Genomic DNA, 19579 nt, shown 5'->3' with positions numbered 1-19579 from the left:
GGCCCGGTTTCCGGCTTCCCACATGATCGTCGGCCGACTCGGCGCCGACAACCTTCCAACATCTCGAAAAATTACAGACCGCGCTCAATCCATATCGCTAAATTGATGCGGTACGCCATCGGCCGCAGTTCATCCACGCCTCGATTCGTCGCATTTTCACAATTGATTGAGCAAGCTTTATCGCATCCAATCTCTAAAAACAAAAGTTTCCTGGATATTTGTACGATATCTCAATATCACCCAACGAAAGAAAGCGCGTTCGCTTTTCGCTGCTTGGCATTACGCCTATATTTCACTCCGTAAGATTCATCCGATTCGTCTGATGGCCGACGGTGGTATCGGGCATTCGTGGTGATGCGATGCGGGCCGGCGCATGACGTGGCGCAGGCCCGCCCCGCCACAGCAACGAAAAAGCCCGTGAGCATCCGGTTGCTCACGGGCTTTGTTACGTCTGCGATGCCGTGCGTGGGACGCGTCAGACGTGCAACGCATGCCCGAGCGCACGCAGCGCGGCTTCCTGCAGCGCTTCGCCGAGCGTCGGGTGCGCATGGATCGTGCCGCCGATGTCCTCCAGCCGCGCGCCCATCTCCAGCGACTGCGAGAACGCCGCGGCCAGTTCCGACACGCCGCGCCCGACCGCCTGCCAGCCGACGATCAGGTGGTTGTCGCGCCGTGCGACGACGCGCACGAAGCCGTCGGTCGCCTGCAGCGTCATCGCCCGCCCGTTTGCCGCGAACGGGAACGACGCGCTCACGCAATCGACATCGGCCGCACGCGCGTCGTCCGGCGACCAGCCCGCCGTGACGATCTCCGGATCGGTGAAGCACACGGCCGGGATCGACGCCGGCATGAACTTGCGGCGCTTGCCTGCGATCAGCTCGGCCACCATCTCGCCCTGCGCCATCGCGCGGTGCGCGAGCATCGGTTCGCCGGCCACGTCGCCGATCGCCCAGACGTTGCGCATCGAGGTTCGGCATTCGTCGTCGATCCACAACGCGCGGCCGTTGCGATCGAGCGGCAGCGACTCGAGCCCGAAGCCGTCGACCCGCGGCCGGCGGCCGACCGCGACCAGCACGCGATCGGCCTGCAGCGTCTGCTCCGCGCCATCGGCCGCCTGCACGCGCACCGCGCCGTGTTCCGCGAGCCCGAGCACCGTGTGGCCGAGCAACAGCCGCACGCCCAGCCGCGCGAGCGAATCGGCGACCGGCCGCACGAGTTCGGCATCGTATGCCGGCAACACGCGCTCCGCCGCTTCGACGACGCTGACGTCGACGCCGAGCTTGCGATAGACGATCCCGAGTTCGAGCCCGATGTAACCGGCCCCGACGACGACCAGCCGCTTCGGCAACGTCTCGAGCGACAGCGCCTCGGTGGACGACACGACATGGCCGCCGAACGGCATCGACGGCAGCGCGACCGGTTCGGAGCCGGTCGCAAGCAACAAGTGCTCGCAGCTGATTCGCGTCGTGTGGCCACCGGCGACGACGTCGACGGTCTTGCCGTCGACCACGTGCGCATCGCCGCGCAGCACGCGCACGCCGTTCTTCTTGAGCAGCGCGCCGACGCCGCGCGTCAGCCGGTCGACGATACCGTCCTTCCACGCGACGCTTTTCGCGATGTCGATCTCGGGCGTGCGCACGCGAATCCCGAGCGCGCCCTCGCCCGCGTGGCCGCGGGCCTGTTCGAATGCGTCGGCCACGTGGATCAGCGCCTTCGAGGGAATGCAGCCGATGTTCAGGCACGTGCCGCCGAGCCGGTCGCGCTCGACGAGCACGGTCGGAATGCCGAGCTGGCCGGCGCGAATCGCGGCGACGTAGCCGCCCGGTCCACCGCCGATCACGAGCAGCGTGGTGTGTTCATTCTTCATCGCGCTCACTCCACGAACAGCAGTGCCGGGCGCTCGAGCACCGCGCGCACGGCCTGGATGAATTCGGCCGCGTCCGCGCCGTCGACGACACGATGGTCGAACGACGACGACAGGTTCATCATCTTGCGTGCGACGACCGCGCCGTCGCGGATCATCGGCCGCTCGACAATGCGGTTCACGCCGACGATGCCGACTTCAGGATGATTGATGACCGGCGTCGACACGATGCCGCCGAGCGCGCCGAGGCTCGAGATCGTGATCGTCGAGCCGCTCAGCTCGTCGCGCTGCGCGCGGTTCGCACGCACTGCTTCGGCGAGCCGCGCGATTTCGGCGGAAATCGACCACACGTCGCGCGCTTCGGCATGACGCAGCACGGGCACCGTGAGGCCACCGTCCGTCTGCGTCGCGACGCCCATGTGCACCGCGCCGTAGCGCGTGACGATCCCCGCTTCGTCGTCGAAACGCGCGTTGATCTGCGGGAAGTCGCGCAACGCGATCACCATCGCGCGGATCAGCAGCGGCAGCGGCGTGAGCTTGCCGCGCGTGTCGCCGTAGCGGCGGTTCAGATCCGTACGCAGCGATTCGAGCTCGGTGACGTCGATCTCCTCGACGTAGCTGAAGTGCGGAATGCGGCGTTTCGCTTCCTGCATCTTGCGCGCGATCGCACGCCGCAAGCCGATCACCGGCACTTCGGTTTCATCGTTGCGTTCGTCGTAGCCATGCGCCTGCGCTGCGCGTGACCCGCGCGCCGCACCGCTGCCGGTGCGCGCATACGCATCGAGATCCGCATGCAGGATCCGCCCTGCCTCACCGGTGCCGCGCACATAGCGCAGCTCGATGCCCATGTCCCATGCGCGCTGGCGCACGGCCGGCGACGCGAGCGGCCGTTCCCCCGGCGCGAGCGCCGCGCGCGGCGGTTCCACGTGCGCCGCGTGCTCGGCAGGCTTCGCACGACGCGGCTCCGCCGGTGCGTGCTTCGCAGCCGGCTTTGCGGACGATTCCGCCGGCGCCTCGGCCACGGCCTTCGACGGCGCCGCCGCGACCGGTGAGGTTTCTACCTTTGATTCTCGCACCGGTGCGCCGGCCTTCAGGTTGCCGTCACCTTCGACCTCGAGGCGGATCAGCTCGCTGCCGACCGCCATCATCTCGCCGATCCGGCCGCCGAGCTCGATCACCTTGCCCGTCACGGGCGACGGAATCTCCACCGCCGCCTTGTCGGTCATCACATCGGCGAGCGGCTGGTCTTCCTTGATCGTCTGCCCGACTTCCACGTGCCAGGCCACCAGCTCGACCTCGGCAATCCCTTCGCCGATATCCGGCATCTTGATGACATGAATCCCCATCTCACGCCTCCATCACGCGTCGCAACGCTTCACCGACCCGGGCCGGGCCCGGAAAGTACGCCCACTCCTGCGCATGCGGATACGGCGTATCCCAGCCCGTCGTGCGCTCGACCGGCGCCTCGAGGTGGTAGAAGCAATGTTCCTGGACCAGCGACACCAGTTCCGCACCGAAACCGCAGGTGCGCGTCGCCTCGTGCACCACGACGCAGCGCCCGGTCTTGCGCACCGACGCGACGATCGTGTCGAGGTCGAGCGGCCACAGCGTGCGCAGGTCGATCACCTCCGCATCGATGCCCGTCTCCTCGGCCGCGGCGAGCGACACGTGCACCGTCGTGCCGTAGGTCAGCACCGTCACGTCGTTGCCGGGCCGCACCACGGCGGCCGTATCGAGCGGCACCGTGTAGTAGCCCTCGGGCACCGCGCTTGCCGGATGCTTGAGCCACGACGTCACCGGCCGATCGTGATGGCCGTCGAACGGCCCGTTGTACAGCCGTTTCGGCTCGAGGAAGATCACCGGATCGTCGTTCTCGATCGATGCGATCAGGAGCCCCTTCGCGTCGTACGGATTCGACGGCATCACCGTGCGCAGCCCGCACACCTGCGTGAACATCGCCTCCGGGCTCTGGCTGTGCGTCTGGCCGCCGTAGATGCCGCCGCCGCAGGGCATGCGGATCGTCATCGGCGCGATGAACTGGCCGGCCGAGCGATAGCGCAGCCGCGCGCCTTCCGACACGATCTGGTCGGACGCCGGGTAGAAATAATCGGCGAACTGGATCTCGCACACCGGGCGCAGCCCGTAGGCGCCCATCCCCACCGCCGCGCCGACGATCCCGCTTTCGGAAATCGGCGCATCGAACACGCGCGACTTGCCGTATTTGTTCTGCAATCCTTCGGTACAGCGGAACACGCCGCCGAAATAGCCCACGTCCTGCCCGAACACGACCACGTCGCTGTCGCGACCGAGCATCACGTCCATCGCGGAGCGCAGCGCCTGGATCATCGTCATCGGCTGTGTTGCCGTGCCTGTCTCTTGTTGCGCCATGATCACGCTCCCAGTTCCTGGCGCTGACGGCGCAGGTGCGCGGGCAGCTCCTTGTACACGTCGTCGAACATCGAAGCCGGCGACGCAATCCTGTCGTCGGCCAGCGTGCCGTATTTCTCCGCTTCCTTTTGCGCGGCGATCACCTCGGCCTCGAGCTCGGCCGTCAACGCTTCGTGCGCGCTGTCGGACCAGATGCCCTTGACGATCAGGTGGCGCTTGAAGCGCTCGATCGGATCGCCGAGCGGGAAATGGGACCAGTCGTCGCTCGGCCGGTACTTGGTCGGATCGTCCGACGTCGAATGCGCACCCGCCCGGTAGGTCACCCACTCGATCAGCGTCGGGCCGAGATTGCGGCGCGCGCGTTCGGCCGCCCAGCTCGACGCCGCGTAGATCGCGAGGAAGTCGTTGCCGTCGACGCGCAGCGACGCGATCCCGCAGCCGACGCCGCGCCCCGCGAACGTCGTGCCTTCGCCGCCCGCGATCGCCTGGAACGTCGAGATCGCCCACTGGTTGTTGACGACATTCAGCACGACCGGCGCGCGGTACACGTGCGCGAACGTGAGCGCGGTGTGGAAGTCGGATTCGGCTGTCGCGCCGTCGCCGATCCACGCGGACGCGATCTTCGTATCGCCCTTGATCGCCGACGCCATCGCCCAGCCGACCGCCTGGATGAACTGCGTCGCGAGGTTGCCGGAAATGGAGAAGAAGCCCGCGTCGCGATCCGAGTACATCACCGGGAGCTGGCGGCCTTTCAACGGGTCGCCTTCGTTCGACATCAGCTGGCAGATCATCCGTTCGAGCGGTACGTCGCGCGCGATCAGGATGCTCTGCTGGCGGTAGGTCGGGAAGCACATGTCGCCGTCGCGCAGCGCCATCGTGTGCGCGGTGCCGATCGCTTCTTCGCCGAGGCTCAACATGTAGAAGGAGATTTTCTTCTGACGCTGCGCGATCATCATGCGCGCGTCGAAAATGCGGGTCTTGAGCATCGCGCGCAGGCCGGCGATCAGCCGCGCATCGTCGAGATCCGGCGCCCACGGGCCAACGGCCTTGCCGCTGTCGTCGAGCACGCGCACGAGGCTGCGAGCGAGATCGGCGGTGTCCGCCGCGGCAACGTCGATCGGCGGGCGGCGAACCGCGCCGGCCGGCGATAGATGCAGATAGGAAAAGTCCGTCTTGCAGCCCGGGCGCCCGGTGGGCTCCGGCACATGCAGACGCAATGGCTCTGACAGGCTCATCGTGTCGTCTCCACGCTCGATTGTGTCTCACGCTGATTGGGAACGCGCGGCCGGTTGCCGGCCTGCGCGCGAGCTGGCGTGCGGATAGGCACGTCAACCTTGGAAATTTAGGCGTTGCGGCGGCGGACGTCGATGACCAACCCGCTCGACCGCGATGAGCAGATTTGCCATGTTGCGGCGCGGTCGGCCCATGGTTCCAGCTTGCGGGGATCGGGGTCGAACGACGAATGGAGGGGGCGGGCCCGCCGGATCGAGTTCCGACGATACAACGCAAAAGACCCCGCGAAATTCCGGATTTCTGCGGGGCCTTCGTGGATGCGAGCGAGGCGGACGATCGCGCGGGTCGCGCGCGATTCGGGATGCGATTCGGGATGCGTTACGGCACGCGCTGCATCACGCGCCGGGGCGGGCGATGTCGAACCGGCTGTCGGGCCGGACATGAGCATAGGCGGACGGGCCGCCCGCACGAAGAATGATGCCCGCGCCAAAGGTGTCGAAGATCCCGTCCTTCAGCAAATCGTTCCGGATGTGAACCGCGACGACCTCGCCCAATACCAGCGAAGCCGCCGTCTCGACGCCCCGGTGGTCACGCAGCCGAATGACATCGGTCACCTTGCATTCGAAGTTCACGCCGCTTTCGGCAACGCGTGGCACGTCGACCAGGCGCGACGGGATCGCGGTCAGGCCGCCGAGTTCGAACTCGTCGACACCGTACGGTACCGCGGCACAAGTCTGGTTCATCCGGTGGGCAAGATCGCGAGTCGCGAGGTTCCAGACGAACTCCCCCGTCTCCTGTGCGTTGCGCAGGCTGTCCTTCGCGGAGACACTCGAAAAGCCGATGATCGGCGGATGGTAGTTGAATGCGTTGAAGAAACTGTACGGTGCGAGGTTGACCGTACCGTCGTTGCCGCGGGATGAAATCCAGCCGATCGGGCGTGGACCCACGATCGCGTTCAGAGGATCATGCGGAAGGCCGTGGCCTTGCGACGGTTCGTAAAAGTGATAGCTCGAGTCGGTCATGGCGGGTGGTCGCGCGCAAGACAACGCGCGCTGAAGTCAATGGGCGGGACGTGCGTGCCGAGTATTGCATGGCGTTGCTTTCGTCGCAGCGACGCGGCAAGCGAACGCGCATGAATCGCCTGGATGACACCCGCATCGGGCAATACCCTGGTGCAATAAAAAACCCGCGAACGCATGGCTTCTCGCGGGCTTTCGTGCCGTCATCGAATCGCGCTGGACGCGATCGTGGTGCCGGGGACCGGACTCGAACCGGCAAGCCAGTTAAGGCGGCGGATTTTCGTCACACTGCTTCTTTCAAAGCCGGCGTCGCGTGCGCGTTGCCGTTCGTGCGCTGGACTATGCCTTCACCGTCGCGCGCGGGCGTGCCTGCTGCCCGTGCGCCTTAGGCGCCCCCCGTCTAGTCTCTACACCTTCCTCGCGGATGCCGCGAGGCTTGGCTCGGCGTTGCCTCGATGCGCGCATCAGGGGTTTCGCCGAATTTGAAGGGTTCTGCACCGACCGTTTCCGACCGGGCACTCAATCGTTTAAGTCCGCTATGTTTACCAATTTCATCACCCCGGCAAGAGGGCGGACGGGATTCTACCATTGCTTGCGCATGCGTTCCCTTATTCTGCGGCGCCACCTCACGACGCGCCCCGCCGCCGCACGGATTCATCCTTTGTAATCGACGCCGCCCCGCCGCCGCCGGCGATTTCCGCCCGCGCCGCACCATCCCCGATACAATCGAGACCGCGTCGTCCGACGGCCCTATCCGTCAGACGTTTGTATCTTGCTTTTTGCGAAACAAGCGTCGCCTGCGTCATCGCGGAGTCACAAACGTTTTCGATAATTTTCCGGCCGAAAACGTTTACATCGCGCTATTTAATGACCTCGACCATCAAGGACGTCGCTGCCCTCGCGGGCTTCTCGATCGCTACCGTCTCGCGCGCGATCAACGCACCGCATACCGTCAGCCCCGCCACACTGCAAACGATCCGCACCGCGATCGACACGCTGCAGTTCCGCCCGAGCCCGCTCGGCCGGCAACTGCGCGGCGAGCGCACGCGGCTCGTCGGTGTCGTCGTGCCGACGTTGTCGAACCCCGTGTTCGCCGACTGCCTGCAAGGCATCGACGAGCGCGCGACCGCAGCCGGCTTCAAGCTGATCCTGATGACGACCGAATACGACGCGGCGCGCGAGCGTCACGCGATCGAGACGCTGCGCGAGCAGCGCGTCGAAGGGCTGATCCTCACCGTCGCGGACGCAGACACGCACCCGCTGCTCGACATGCTCGATCGCGACGGCCCGCACTACGTGCTGATGCACAACGACACGCAGCGCCGCCCGTCGGTATCGGTCGACAACCGCCGTGCCGCGTATGACGGCGTGCGGATGCTGACCGCGCGCGGCCACCGCCGCGTGCTGATGCTGGCCGGCTCGCTCGCCGCGTCGGATCGTGCACGCCAGCGCCATCTCGGCTATGCGCAGGCACTCGAGGAAAGCGGCGTCGCCACGCTGCCGCCGGTCGAAGTCGACTTCACCGCGCCCGAGCTGCCCGACGCGGTGCTCGCACACCTCACCGCGCAAGCGACGCGCCCGACCGCCCTCTTCTGCAGCAACGACCTGCTCGCGATGGTCGTGATGCGCGGCCTGCGCCGCGCGGGCTTCTCGATTCCGGACGACCTGTCGGTGCTCGGCTTCGACGGGATCGCGATCGGCGAACTGCTCGCGCCGCCGCTCGCGAGCGTCGCGACGCCGAACCGCGACATCGGCCGCCACGCATGGCAGCGTCTCGTCGAATGCATCGGCGGCGCAGCGATCGAACGCACGTCGCTGATCCTGCCGCACGTGGTGCGCGACGGCGCGACGGTCGCCCCGCCGGCCACCGACCTGCAATTGCGCAAGGCCTGAACGCGCGCACCGCACCACGCCATACGCACACCACCACGCCACCCCAGCGCCCCACCCTCGCCCGGAGACCTACCGTGTCCTTTCGCCTGACCTCGCTGCTGCGCGCGCTTGCCGCGCCGCTCGCCTGCGCCGCGCTCGTCGCCGGCGCACCCGCCGCCCACGCCGACGAAACGGCGATCTGCTACAACTGCCCGCCCGAATGGGCCGACTGGGCCGCGCAGATCGCGGCGATCAAGCAGAAGACCGGCATCCGCGTGCCGTTCGACAACAAAAACTCGGGCCAGGCGATCGCGCAGCTGATCGCCGAGCAGAAGAGCCCGGTCGCCGACGTCGTCTACCTCGGCGTGTCGTCGGCATTCCAGGCGAAGGACAAGGGCGTGATCGCGCCGTACAAGCCCGCGCACTGGAACGATATCCCCGCGAACCTGAAGGATCCGCAAGGCTACTGGTTCGCGATCCACTCGGGCACGCTCGGCTTCTTCGTGAACAAGGACGCGCTCGACGGCAAGCCGGTGCCGCGCTCGTGGGCCGATCTGCTGAAGCCCGAATACAAGGGCATGGTCGGCTATCTCGATCCGTCCAGCGCATTCGTCGGCTACGCGGGCGCGGTGGCCGTCAACCAGGCGCTCGGCGGCAGCCTCGACAATTTCAAGCCGGCGCTCGACTGGTTCCGCAAGCTGAAGGCGAACGCGCCGATCGTGCCGAAGCAGACCGCCTATGCGCGTGTGCTGTCGGGCGAGATTCCGATCCTGCTCGACTATGACTTCGACGCGTATCGCGCGAAGTACAAGGACAACGCGAACGTCGAGTTCGTGATTCCGAAGGAGGGCACGATCGCGGTGCCGTACGTAATGAGTCTCGTGAAGGGCGCACCGCACGACGCGAACGGCAAGAAGGTGCTCGACTTCGTGCTGTCGGACGAAGGCCAGAAGCTGTGGGCCAATGCGTACCTGCGTCCGGTGCGCGCCCAAGCGCTCAGCGCCGACATCGCATCGAAATTCCTGCCGGCAAGCGAGTACGCACGGGCCAAATCGGTCGACTTCGGCAAGATGGCGGCCGGTCAGCAGGCGTTCGGCCAGCAATACCTGCAGGTGATGCAGTAAATGCTCGACCTGACTTTCCCGCTGCGCTGGCGCATCGCGCTCGTCGCGCCGGCACTCGCGGTGTTCGCTGCGTTCTGGCTATTGCCGATGGCGGCGCTCGTGCAGGTGTCCGCCGACGGCGCGTTCTTCTCGCACTACGCGGCGCTGCTCGGCAATGCGCGCTACATGAAGAGCCTCGGCGGGACCGTCGCGCTGTCCGCGGGCGTCACGCTCGCGACGCTCGCGCTGTCGACGATCTCGGGCCTCCTGCTCGCGCGCCGCGAATTCGCGGGCAAGCGCGTGCTGCTCGCGCTGCTCACGTTCCCGCTCGCGTTCCCGGGCGTCGTCGTCGGCTTCATGGTGATCATGCTGGCCGGTCGGCAGGGGCTGATCGGCATGCTGTCCGCGAAGCTCACCGGCGACAAGTGGGTATTCGCGTACTCGGTCGCGGGGCTGTTCATCGGCTACCTGTACTTCTCGATTCCGCGCGTGATCGTCACCGTGATCGCGGCGGCGTCCAAGCTCGACGCGTCGCTCGAGGAAGCCGCACGTTCGCTCGGCGCATCGCCGTGGCGCATCTTCGTCGACATCGTGCTGCCCGCGCTCGCGCCGGGCCTGGTCGCGGCCGGCGCGATCTGCTTCGCGACCGCGATGGGCGCCTTCGGCACCGCGTTCACGCTCGCCACCGACCTGAACGTGCTGCCGATGACGATCTATACCGAGTTCACGCTGAACGCGAACATCGCGACGGCGGCCGGCCTGTCGATCGTGCTCGGCATCGTCACCTGGGCCGTGCTTGCGCTCGCGCGCCGCTTCACCGGCCACACCGCCGCCGCCGCGGCCTGAGGATTCCTGCATGCCATCGCTTTCCGGCTCTTCCACGCCGTCGCCGGCCCCCGCTCCCGCGCGGGCGAACGGCGTCGTCCGCCGCGCGCCGCGCGTCACCGGCGCGCGCACGATCGCCGCGCTGCAATGGGGCGTCACGCTGCTGCTGTGTGCCTTCCTGATCGTGCCCGTCGTGATGTCGGTGCTCGCGGGTCTCACCGTCAACTATTTCCGCGGCCTGTCGAGCGGCCTCACGCTGCGCTGGCTCGAACAGGTGTGGCAGCAGTATCACGGCTCGATCGCGCTGTCGCTTTACGTCGCGTTCGCCACGCTCGCGATCGTGCTCGTCGTCGGCGTGCCGGCCGGCTATGCGCTCGCGCGCAGCAAGAGCCGCGTCGCGCGCGCGATCGAAGAGGCGCTCGTGCTGCCGGTCGCACTCCCTGGCCTCGCGTCGGCGCTCGCGTTGCTGGTCGTCTACGGCGGCTTCACCGCGTTCCGGATGAGCCCGTGGTTCATCGTGGTCGGCCACGTCGTGTTCACGCTGCCGTTCATGGTGCGCGCGGTCGCCGCCGTCGCGGCCGGCGCCGACCTGCGCACGCTCGAGGAAGGCGCGGCCAGCCTCGGTGCGTCGTTCGTCACGCGCTTCGTCACGATCGTGCTGCCGAACCTGCGCCCCGGCATCGTCGCGGGTGCGCTCGCGGTGCTCACGCTGTCGATCGGCGAATTCAACCTCACGTGGATGCTGCATACGCCCGACACCAAGACGCTGCCCGTCGGGCTCGCCGATACCTACGCGTCGCTGCGCCTCGAGGTCGGCAGCGCGTACACGATCCTGTTCCTGCTGATGACACTGCCGCTGCTCGTCGCGATGCAGTGGCTCGGCGTCGATCCGTCCGGCACGCGCGCGCTCAAGAAGCGCCCGCGCTGAATTTCTCGCAGACATGAAACTCGATTCCACCCCCATCACCCTGACCCGCTGCGCGAAGACGTTCCGCGGCACGCGCGTGCTCGAACCGCTCGACCTGTCGATCGGCGCGGGCGAGACGCTCGTGCTGCTCGGACCGTCCGGCTGCGGCAAGACCACGACGCTGCGCCTGATCGCGGGCCTCGACACGCCGGATGCCGGCGGCACGATCGCGTTCGGCAATGACGACGTGACCGCGCTGCCGATCGAGCGCCGCCAGGTCGGCATGGTGTTCCAGAACTACGCGCTGTTTCCGAACCTGACGGTGCGCGGCAACGTCGGCTACGGGCTGAAGATCCGCAAGACCGAGCCGCGCGCGCTGCGCGAGCGCGTCGACGAACTGCTCGCGATGATGCGGCTCGACGCGCATGCGGACAAGCCGATCGACCAGCTGTCGGGCGGCCAGCGCCAGCGCGTCGCGCTGGCCCGCGCGCTGGCGGTGCGGCCGCGCGTGCTGCTGCTCGACGAGCCGTTGACCGCGCTCGACGCGAAGCTGCGCGATACGCTGCGTCGCGAGATGAATACGCTGCTGCGCGAACTCGGCGTGACGACCGTCTACGTGACGCACGACCAGGCCGAGGCGATGGAGCTCGGCGACCGGATCGTCGTGATGGGCGCGGGCCGCATCGAGCAGATCGGCACGCCGCGCGACATCTACTACCACCCGGCAAACCGCACGGTCGCGCAATTCATCGGCACGCTGAACCGGCTCGCCGGGCAATGGCGTGACGGCGCGCTGGTGACCACGGGCGGGGCGATCGCGACGCCGCACGCCGCCGACGAGTGGTTCTTCCGCCCCGAGGATGCGCAACTCGCCGATCCCGCGCATGCGCCGCTGCGCGGCGCGGTCAGTGCGTGCGCGTTCCTCGGCGAGCGCACGCGGCTCACGATCGAGCATGCGGCCCCCGACGCGCTCGTGATCGACGTGCCGGGCCGCATCGCGCTCGCACGCGGTACGGCGGTCGGCCTCGCGATCGCACCGGAAGGCCTGATCGCGCTCGGCGCGTAATCCGTCCTTCCGGCATCATTCATGCAACTCCCCACCGCGGCGCACGACGCCGCGACAACAATCAGACGATTCCGAGGAACGACGATGCTGCTTGCCCAAATCAGCGATCTCCACATCAAGCGTCCGGGCCAGCTCGCGTACCGGCGCGTCGACACCGCGGCCGCGCTCGCGCGCTGCATCGCAAGACTGAACGCGCTCGAGCCGCGCCCCGACGCCGTGCTCGTCACGGGCGACCTGACCGACTTCGGCCACGATGAAGAGTACGGCCACCTGCGCGGGCTGCTGGCGACGCTCGAGATTCCGTACTACCTGATGATCGGCAATCACGACGACCGCGCCGGGCTGCGCCGCGCGTTCGCCGATCGCGCCGAGCTGCAGGAGGGCGAATTCGTGCAGTACGCGCTCGACGTCGGCGCGGTGCGCGTGCTGGCGCTCGATTCACAGGTTCCCGGCGCCAGCCACGGCGACCTGTGCGACGCACGGCTCGCGTGGCTCGCCGCGCAGCTCGACGCCGCGCGCGACCGGCCCGTGATCGTCGCGCTGCATCACCCGCCGTTCGTGGCGGGAATCGGTCACATGGACAAGCTGCGCCTCGCGCCCGCCGCTTCCGCCAAACTCGATGCGCTGCTGCGCGGCCATCCGAACGTCGAGCGCGTGCTGTGCGGCCACGTGCACCGCACGATGTTCACGCGCTTCGGCGGCACGATCGCAGCCGCGGTGCCGTCGCCCGCGCATCAGGTCGCATTCGACCTGCGGACCGATGCGCCGTCCGCCTTCCGGCTCGAACCGCCGGCGTTCGCGGTTCATCGCTATGCGCCCGAGACGGGGATGACGTCGCATCACGTGTATGTCGATGAAGGGGCCGGACCTTATCCGTTTTATGAACCGACGGGCGAACTGGTCGACTGACGGGTTAAAGCACGCACGGTGACGGGCGGCGGCCGGCCGGTTACGCTGGTTACGCTGGTTACGCTGGTTACGCCGGTTACGCCGATTTGGCCGGGTTGGCCGGGTTGGCCGGGTTGGCCGGGTTGGCCGATTGGCCCCCGTCCGGCAGGATTCACGTCGCTCCGGTATGATCGGCAGCCTTGAGCCGCGCCCTGCCCGCCTGCGCACCCGACGCGTGCGCCGCGCGCCGCGCCGCCCCACTTCCGTCCGCGCTGCCATGTCCACCGCCTCCACCGACCGTCCGACCGACGCCGCCTCGCCCCACTATTCGCGCAGCCTGCTGTTGCTGCTCGCGACGATCGCGGGCGTGTCCGTCGCGAACATCTACTACAACCAGCCGCTGCTCGACAGCTTCCGCGCGGCGTTTCCCGACGGCGCTTCGTGGATCGGCGCCGTGCCGACCGCGACGCAGCTCGGCTATGCGGCCGGCATGTTCCTGCTCGCGCCGCTCGGCGACCGCTTCGACCGCCGCGGGCTGATCCTGATGCAGATCGCCGGCCTGTCGGTCGCGCTGATCGTCGCCGCCACCGCGCCGTCGCTGGCCGTGCTCGCCGTCGCGAGTCTCGCGATCGGGGTACTCGCGACCATCGCGCAACAGGCCGTGCCGTTCGCCGCCGAGATCGCACCGCCGGCCGAACGCGGGCATGCGGTCGGCACCGTGATGAGCGGCCTGCTGCTCGGCATCCTGCTCGCGCGGACGGCCGCCGGCTTCGTCGCCGAGTATTTCGGCTGGCGCGCGGTGTTCGCCGCGTCGGTCGCGGCGCTCGTCGCGCTGGCCGCCGTGATCGTGCTGCGACTGCCGCGCAGCACGCCGACGTCGACGCTGTCGTACGGCAAGCTGCTCGGCTCGATGTGGCATCTGGCGGTCGAGTTGCGCGGGCTGCGCGAGGCGTCGCTGACGGGCGCCGCGCTGTTCGCGGCATTCAGCGCGTTCTGGCCCGTGCTCACGCTGCTGCTCGCCGGCGCGCCGTTCCATCTCGGCCCGCAGGCAGCCGGCCTGTTCGGGATCGTCGGTGCGGCAGGCGCGCTCGCGGCACCGTACGCGGGCCGCTTCGCGGACACGCGCGGCCCGCGCGCGATCATCTCGCTCACGATCGCGCTGCTCGCGCTGTCGTTCGTGATCTTCGCGCTGTCGGGCACGAGCCTCGTCGGGCTCGTGATCGGCGTCGTCGTGCTGGACGTCGGCGTGCAGGCCGCGCAGATCTCGAACCAGTCGCGCATCTATGCGCTGAAGCCCGAGGCGCGCAGCCGCGTCAACACTGTGTACATGGTGTGCTATTTCATCGGCGGCGCACTCGGCTCGTCGGCCGGCGTCGCCGCATGGCACGCGTTCGGCTGGATCGGCATGTGCGCAACCGGGCTGGTGTTCACCGCGCTCGGGGGCTGGTTCCACCATCGCGGCGGCCGGCGCGGCTGAGCGCGACCGGCCACGGCGGCGTCACGCGTCGGCGCGGGGCGCTGCCGGTTCGGCGGCCGGTGGCGTGACGAACGCCGGTGCCGGGTCGACGACCGCGGCAGGATCCATCACGGCAGCCGGAGCCGGCACGGCCATCGGAACGGCGGAAGGCGCCAGGATCGGCGCGGCATCCGGCATCTCGATCTGCTCGGGCGCCGATGCAGCCTCCGCCGTCGACGCGGCTGCCGCGGCCGCCGAGCTGGCGGCTGCCGCGCGTGCCGCGGGCCGGCGCGCCGGATCGAACACGAACGACAGCCCGACGCTACCTAGGATCGCGACGGTCGCGACCACGGTCGCCATCGTCACCGGCTCGCCAAGCAGCAGCGCACCGAGCGCAACCGCGACGATCGGGTTCACGTACATGCAGCTGCTCGCGATGATCGGGCTCGTGTGGCGGATCAGGTAGCCGTACGCGACGTACGCGGCCATCGTGCAGAACACCATCAGGTACAGGAACGCGAACACCGGCCCCACCATCACGTGCTCGATGCGTTCGCCGATCAGCCAGGCAACGAGCGTCGAGATCATGCCGCCGAGGCCGATCTGCAGCGACGTGGACAGAAACAGGTCGGACGGCAGCTTGAGCCGCGTCGCGAGATGCGCGCCGCCGGCCCAGAACAATGCGCCGGCCAGCACGCAGATCGTGCCGAGCGCCGAATTCTGCGCGGCCGCGCCGCCCGAGTTCAGCACGACGATGCCGACCATCCCGAGCGCGACGGCGCCCCACTCGCCTTTCGTGACCGGCCGCCCGGCGACCGCCGCGATCACGGTCGCGAACAGCGGCACCGTGGCCACCATCACCGCGGCCGAGCCGCTGCTGACCGAGCTGATCCCGAGCGCGATCGTGCCGGATGACAGCGCGACGAGCATCGTGCCGACGATCCCGGCATTGCGGATTTCGAGCAGCGTCGGCCATTCGGGCTTGCGCCGCAGCGCGAAGATGAACAGGCCAACCCCGCCGAGCAGGTTGCGCAGCCCCGACAGCAGCAGCGGCGGGAACGACTGCAGCGCGAAATGCAGGCCGCTGTAGGTCGAACCCCAGACGAAATAGATGAAGACGAGCGCCAGTGCCACGCGGCCGCCGCGGCTTTGCGGCAGGCGGATCCGGAACGAGAAGCGGGCGAGGAAGTCGAGAAGGCGGTCGAGCGGCGTCATTGCGCAGCCTGCCCGCACGTCACGCCGCGTGCTCCGCTGAAAGACGCCGGCGATGCCGGCAAACGGCCCTGGCGGGGCCGGAAAGGCGGAGCGAACGTGCGGAACGACATGGCAGTGCGAACGGCGGCGAAAGAGAACCGGCAAGCGGCGGCAGAGGGACAAAAAAACGCGCGCAACCGTTTCGGCTGCGCACGCTCGGCATTATGGCATCACGGATTCGAAAGCAACGTCAGACCTGTCTGAAAGCATCGGGAATGACGCATCCGCACGACAGTGCCTCCCGCGGCGATGCACGCCGCGCCCGCCGCACGCCGGACGCACCGCCTCGTTCGTGCGCCGGATTCGACGCACGCCGTCAGGCGTGCGCGAACGGTTCGTTGCGATTCAAGTTAACAATCGACGTTGTCGTTTACCTTTTTATAACCCTGATCGCAGCATGGATTTGTCAGACATATCGGTTCGCGGCTGGCGCTCGGGGATGGCGGGTTTCTCGTTTCGACATGGGTGGCGGTGGATGAGCAAGTTGACAGGCACAATCAAATTCAAGATCGCGCTCGCATTCGGCGCGTGCTTTCTCTTGATGGTCGCGATCGGTCTGACAGGGGTCCGCGGACTCGCGAAGCTGAGCACGGACATGGACGGGATGTACGCGCTCGGCACCATTCCGGTCGAGGACCTGGCGACGACGCACAGCGCGTCGCTGCAGATGCGCGTGACGCTCGACAGGCTTGCCGGGCAAACGAACCCGAGCGACGCGAAGCGCGCCGTCGAGCGCGTGCGCGAATCCGACAAGAAGCTGACCGCCGCTTGGAACGACTACTACCCGGCCAAGGTGACCGCGGACAACGAGCGCAAGGTCGCCGACCAGATCGCGAGCCAGCTCGCCGCGTTCCGTTCGCTCGCCGACGCGGCGCTCGCCGCGGCCGAGGCCGGCAACGCCGAGGCCGTCGCTGCGACGCTCGACAAGCTGCGCCCGGTCGGCAACGCACTGAGCGACAGCGTCGACTCGGACATCGCGATCAACGTGGCGCAGGTGAAGGACGCCGCCGCGCAAGGCAGCGATACGTTCCACCTGCTGCAGTGGGTGTCGTTCGGCGTGCTTGCCATCGGCGTGGCAGTGGCGTTCGGCGCGTGGTTCTATTTGCAGCGCGCGATCACGCAGCCGCTCGAAATCGCGATGACCGCTGCCCGGCGCATCGCGGACGGACGGCTCGAAAACCGGCTCGAGACCCGCTCGACGGACGAATTCGGCCGCCTGCTGAGCGCGCTGCGCCAGATGGACACGCAGCTCGCCGGCATCGTGCGCGGCATCAAGACGTCGAGCGAGTCGATCCTGGTCGCGTCGAAACAGATCGCGGCGGGCAACATGGATTTGTCGTCGCGCACCGAGGAGCAGGCCGCGTCGCTCGAGCAGACCGCGGCGAGCATGGACGAACTGACCGCGACGGTCAAACAGAACGCGGAGAACGCGATCCAGGCGACGACGCTCGCGACGAACGCATCGCAGATCGCGGACAGAGGCGGCGAAGCGGTCGGGCAGATGCTCGCGACGATGACGGAGATCAGCACGAGCTCGACGAAGATCGCCGACATCACCGGCCTGATCGAGAGCATCGCGTTCCAGACGAACATCCTCGCGCTGAACGCGGCCGTCGAGGCGGCCCGCGCCGGCGAACAGGGACGCGGCTTCGCCGTCGTCGCCGGCGAGGTGCGCAGCCTCGCACAGCGCGCGTCGAGCGCCGCGAAGGAGATCAAGGATCTGATCCAGCGCTCGGCGACGACCGTCCGGGAAGGTTCGACGCAGGCGGAGGCAGTCGGCCGCACGATGAGCGAGATACAGCAGGCGATCCGCCGCGTCTCGGACATCAACGCGGAGATTGCCGCCGCATCCGACGAGCAGAGCCGCGGCATCGAACAGGTCAACGTGGCCGTGGGCCAGATGGACGAAGTCACGCAGCAGAACGCGGCGCTCGTCGAAGAAGCGTCCGCGGCGGCGCAGTCGCTCGAGCAGCAGGCCGCGGAGCAGAAGCGCGCGATCTCCGTGTTCAGGCTGTCCGGTGAAACGGGTGAAGCCGGCGATGCCGGCACGATCCCGGCGGCGGCCTCCGCCGCCGCGCACAGGACGCCGCGCCCCGCCCCGCGCCGCGCGGCGGCCCGGCCGGCGCTGGCGGCGGCAGGCGCGTCCGGGCCGGCCGACTGGGAGACGTTCTAACGCGCGGCGCAGCGCCGCCTACGACCCGCCGAACCAGTTGTACCCCTGGTCGACCCAGTAGCCGCCCGGAAACGTATCGGTCACGAAGATCTCCATGATGTGCTTCGGGTTCTTGTAACCGAGCTTGGTCGGCATCCTGAGCTTCATCGGGAAGCCGAATTCCGGCGGCAACCGCTGGCCGTCGTAGTCGAACGCGAGCAGCGTCTGCGGATGCAGCGCGGTCGGCATGTCGATGCTCTCGTAGTAATCGTCCGCGCACTTGAAGCCGACGTACTTCGCGTGCGTATCGGCGCCGGCGCGTGCGAGAAACGCGCCGAACGGCGTGCCGCCCCAGCGGCCGATCGCGCTCCACCCTTCCACGCAGATGTGCCGCGTGATCTGTTCCGCGTGCGGCAGCGCATACAGTTCGTCGAGCGTCCACACGCGCTTGCCCGTCACGCGGCCGGACAGCACGAGTCGATACGTCGACGCATCGACGTGCGGCACGTCGTCGATCCCGTAGTACGCGTTGAACGGGAACGGTCGCGTGATGTCGGCTTCGGTGTAGGTCGGCGCGAGCCGCTCGCCATTGAACAGCCACGCCTGCACGCGGTCGTTCATGCGCGACACCTTCTCGAGGAACGTGTTGACCGACGCATCGTCCTGCAGCGTGCAGCCGGTCAGCATCGTCAGGCCGCCGAGCGTCAGCACGCGCCGGTTGAACAGCCGCCGCGACGGCATCTCGAGCTCGCGGCGCACGTCGAGTTCGAGCGACTTCCGGTCGAGCGTCCAGCGCGAATCGTCGCGCGTGTATTCGGATTCCGACATGATGATTTCCTTCACCCGTAGTTGACGGGTCAGCGCCCACGCAGCATCGCGAGCAGCGAGCGCGGCACCAGCAGCGCCATCGCGACGTGAACGACAATGAATGCGACAAGCAGCGACATCGCCCAGAAGTGCACGACACGCGCGTTGTCATAGCCGCCGAACAATTCGCGCAGCAGCGGAAATTGCACGGATTTCCAGATCGTGAGCCCCGACAGCACCAGCACGACGAGATCGACGATCGCGGTCAGGTAGGCGGCACGCTGCACCGCGTTGTAGACGCTCAGGTCGGCGTGCGACAGCCGCCCGCCCAGCGCGGCACGGATGTCGCGCCAGATCGACGCCGGCGTGACGGGCAGCATCTTGCGCGCGAGGCGCCCCGTCGCGATCGACATCGCGAGGTAGAACAGCCCGTTGCCGACCAGCAGCCACATCGCCGCGAAATGCCATTGCAGCGCGCCGCCGAGCCAGCCGCCCAGCGTGATGCCATGCGGAAACACGAACGGCGGATAGATCGGCGACGCGTCGTAGATGCGCCAGCCGGACAGCACCATCAGGATCGCCGCGAGCGCGTTGAGCCAGTGGCTCGCGCGCACCCACAGCGGATGGATCGGGCGCGCGGGCGGCGTGGCGGCCGCGCGCCCGGTGGCAGGAACGGTTTGCATGATGAAGTCTCCCGGAATGGGTCGACGAAGCGCAATGCGGGCGGCCGCCGTGCGACGCACGC

16 protein-coding genes are annotated in these 19579 nt (G+C 68.0%); 8 read left to right on the top strand and 8 right to left on the bottom strand.

Annotated elements, in window-relative coordinates:
- Positions 1–475: 475 nt before the first annotated feature.
- The 5 genes from lpdA to HWX39_RS09935 form a co-directional block, all read right to left on the bottom strand.
- Positions 476–1867: a dihydrolipoyl dehydrogenase gene (gene lpdA / locus HWX39_RS09955; RefSeq protein ID WP_175967454.1), complete on the bottom strand. Its 1392-nt coding sequence runs from the start codon at positions 1865–1867 to the stop codon at positions 476–478.
- A gap of 5 nt (positions 1868–1872) precedes the next feature.
- Positions 1873–3210 (bottom strand): dihydrolipoamide acetyltransferase family protein, encoded by a 1338-nt coding sequence (locus HWX39_RS09950; protein WP_175967452.1) that lies wholly within the window; start codon positions 3208–3210, stop codon positions 1873–1875.
- A 1-nt stretch (position 3211) separates the two neighbouring features.
- Entirely contained in the window at positions 3212–4252 is a 1041-nt protein-coding gene (locus HWX39_RS09945; protein WP_089483685.1) for an alpha-ketoacid dehydrogenase subunit beta, read from the bottom strand.
- 2 nt (positions 4253–4254) lie between these two features.
- Complete coding sequence (locus HWX39_RS09940; RefSeq protein WP_175967450.1) at positions 4255–5487, bottom strand: 3-methyl-2-oxobutanoate dehydrogenase (2-methylpropanoyl-transferring) subunit alpha; 1233 nt, start codon at positions 5485–5487, stop codon at positions 4255–4257.
- 393 nt (positions 5488–5880) lie between these two features.
- A complete protein-coding gene (locus tag HWX39_RS09935) occupies positions 5881–6507 on the bottom strand; it encodes a flavin reductase family protein (RefSeq protein ID WP_175967447.1) in 627 nt (208 codons plus the stop codon).
- A gap of 864 nt (positions 6508–7371) precedes the next feature.
- Between HWX39_RS09935 and HWX39_RS09930 the strand changes: the two genes are divergently transcribed.
- The 7 genes from HWX39_RS09930 to HWX39_RS09900 all read left to right on the top strand — a co-directional run bounded on the left by HWX39_RS09930 (position 7372) and on the right by HWX39_RS09900 (position 14642).
- Positions 7372–8397 carry a substrate-binding domain-containing protein gene (locus HWX39_RS09930; protein ID WP_175951814.1) on the top strand — a complete coding sequence of 342 codons (1026 nt, stop codon included), beginning with the start codon at positions 7372–7374 and terminating at the stop codon, positions 8395–8397.
- A gap of 74 nt (positions 8398–8471) precedes the next feature.
- Entirely contained in the window at positions 8472–9500 is a 1029-nt protein-coding gene (locus HWX39_RS09925; RefSeq protein ID WP_175967445.1) for an ABC transporter substrate-binding protein, read from the top strand.
- Entirely contained in the window at positions 9501–10325 is an 825-nt protein-coding gene (locus HWX39_RS09920) for an ABC transporter permease (RefSeq protein ID WP_175967443.1), read from the top strand.
- A 10-nt stretch (positions 10326–10335) separates the two neighbouring features.
- Positions 10336–11232, top strand: a complete 897-nt coding sequence (locus tag HWX39_RS09915) for an ABC transporter permease subunit (RefSeq protein WP_175967440.1) — start codon at positions 10336–10338, stop codon at positions 11230–11232.
- Between the two features lie 13 nt (positions 11233–11245).
- The gene (locus HWX39_RS09910) at positions 11246–12277 is read left to right on the top strand and encodes an ABC transporter ATP-binding protein (protein ID WP_175967438.1); all 1032 of its coding nucleotides are present in this window, start codon (positions 11246–11248) and stop codon (positions 12275–12277) included.
- An 84-nt stretch (positions 12278–12361) separates the two neighbouring features.
- Positions 12362–13186, top strand: coding sequence for a phosphodiesterase (locus HWX39_RS09905; protein WP_175967436.1), 825 nt, complete (start codon positions 12362–12364; stop codon positions 13184–13186).
- Between the two features lie 256 nt (positions 13187–13442).
- Positions 13443–14642 carry an MFS transporter gene (locus HWX39_RS09900; protein WP_175967434.1) on the top strand — a complete coding sequence of 400 codons (1200 nt, stop codon included), beginning with the start codon at positions 13443–13445 and terminating at the stop codon, positions 14640–14642.
- A 21-nt stretch (positions 14643–14663) separates the two neighbouring features.
- Here the strand turns inward: HWX39_RS09900 and HWX39_RS09895 are convergent, their stop codons facing one another.
- On the bottom strand, positions 14664–15836 hold the full coding sequence (locus tag HWX39_RS09895; RefSeq protein ID WP_175967431.1) for an EamA family transporter: 1173 nt from the start codon (positions 15834–15836) through the stop codon (positions 14664–14666).
- Between the two features lie 361 nt (positions 15837–16197).
- On the opposite strand from HWX39_RS09895, the gene HWX39_RS36635 reads away from it, so the two are divergent.
- The gene (locus HWX39_RS36635; RefSeq protein WP_279613072.1) at positions 16198–18048 is read left to right on the top strand and encodes a methyl-accepting chemotaxis protein; all 1851 of its coding nucleotides are present in this window, start codon (positions 16198–16200) and stop codon (positions 18046–18048) included.
- Positions 18049–18066: 18 nt separating this feature from the next.
- Here HWX39_RS36635 and HWX39_RS09885 read toward each other — a convergent pair whose 3' ends face one another.
- Positions 18067–18855, bottom strand: a complete 789-nt coding sequence (locus HWX39_RS09885) for a molybdopterin-dependent oxidoreductase (RefSeq protein WP_175967429.1) — start codon at positions 18853–18855, stop codon at positions 18067–18069.
- Positions 18856–18884: 29 nt separating this feature from the next.
- Positions 18885–19517: a cytochrome b/b6 domain-containing protein gene (locus HWX39_RS09880; protein ID WP_175967427.1), complete on the bottom strand. Its 633-nt coding sequence runs from the start codon at positions 19515–19517 to the stop codon at positions 18885–18887.
- Between the last annotated feature and the right edge of the window lie 62 nt (positions 19518–19579).

The sequence above is a fragment of the Burkholderia sp. BCC0322 genome, from assembly GCF_902833045.1.
GTDB lineage: Bacteria > Pseudomonadota > Gammaproteobacteria > Burkholderiales > Burkholderiaceae > Burkholderia.
The sequence above is the reverse complement of the archived record's forward strand: the minus strand, read 5'-3'. Positions and strand labels throughout refer to the sequence as shown.

Coding starts and splice junctions, on each gene's coding strand:
- lpdA (WP_175967454.1), bottom strand. CDS start 1,867: ATGAAGAATGAACACACCACGCTGCTCGTGATCGGCGGTGGACCGGGC.
- HWX39_RS09895 (WP_175967431.1), bottom strand. CDS start 15,836: ATGACGCCGCTCGACCGCCTTCTCGACTTCCTCGCCCGCTTCTCGTTC.
- HWX39_RS09880 (WP_175967427.1), bottom strand. CDS start 19,517: ATGCAAACCGTTCCTGCCACCGGGCGCGCGGCCGCCACGCCGCCCGCG.
- HWX39_RS09950 (WP_175967452.1), bottom strand. CDS start 3,210: ATGGGGATTCATGTCATCAAGATGCCGGATATCGGCGAAGGGATTGCC.
- HWX39_RS09885 (WP_175967429.1), bottom strand. CDS start 18,855: ATGTCGGAATCCGAATACACGCGCGACGATTCGCGCTGGACGCTCGAC.
- HWX39_RS09900 (WP_175967434.1), top strand. CDS start 13,443: ATGTCCACCGCCTCCACCGACCGTCCGACCGACGCCGCCTCGCCCCAC.
- HWX39_RS09920 (WP_175967443.1), top strand. CDS start 9,501: ATGCTCGACCTGACTTTCCCGCTGCGCTGGCGCATCGCGCTCGTCGCG.
- HWX39_RS09910 (WP_175967438.1), top strand. CDS start 11,246: ATGAAACTCGATTCCACCCCCATCACCCTGACCCGCTGCGCGAAGACG.
- HWX39_RS09905 (WP_175967436.1), top strand. CDS start 12,362: ATGCTGCTTGCCCAAATCAGCGATCTCCACATCAAGCGTCCGGGCCAG.
- HWX39_RS09935 (WP_175967447.1), bottom strand. CDS start 6,507: ATGACCGACTCGAGCTATCACTTTTACGAACCGTCGCAAGGCCACGGC.
- HWX39_RS09940 (WP_175967450.1), bottom strand. CDS start 5,487: ATGAGCCTGTCAGAGCCATTGCGTCTGCATGTGCCGGAGCCCACCGGG.
- HWX39_RS09945 (WP_089483685.1), bottom strand. CDS start 4,252: ATGGCGCAACAAGAGACAGGCACGGCAACACAGCCGATGACGATGATC.
- HWX39_RS09930 (WP_175951814.1), top strand. CDS start 7,372: ATGACCTCGACCATCAAGGACGTCGCTGCCCTCGCGGGCTTCTCGATC.
- HWX39_RS09915 (WP_175967440.1), top strand. CDS start 10,336: ATGCCATCGCTTTCCGGCTCTTCCACGCCGTCGCCGGCCCCCGCTCCC.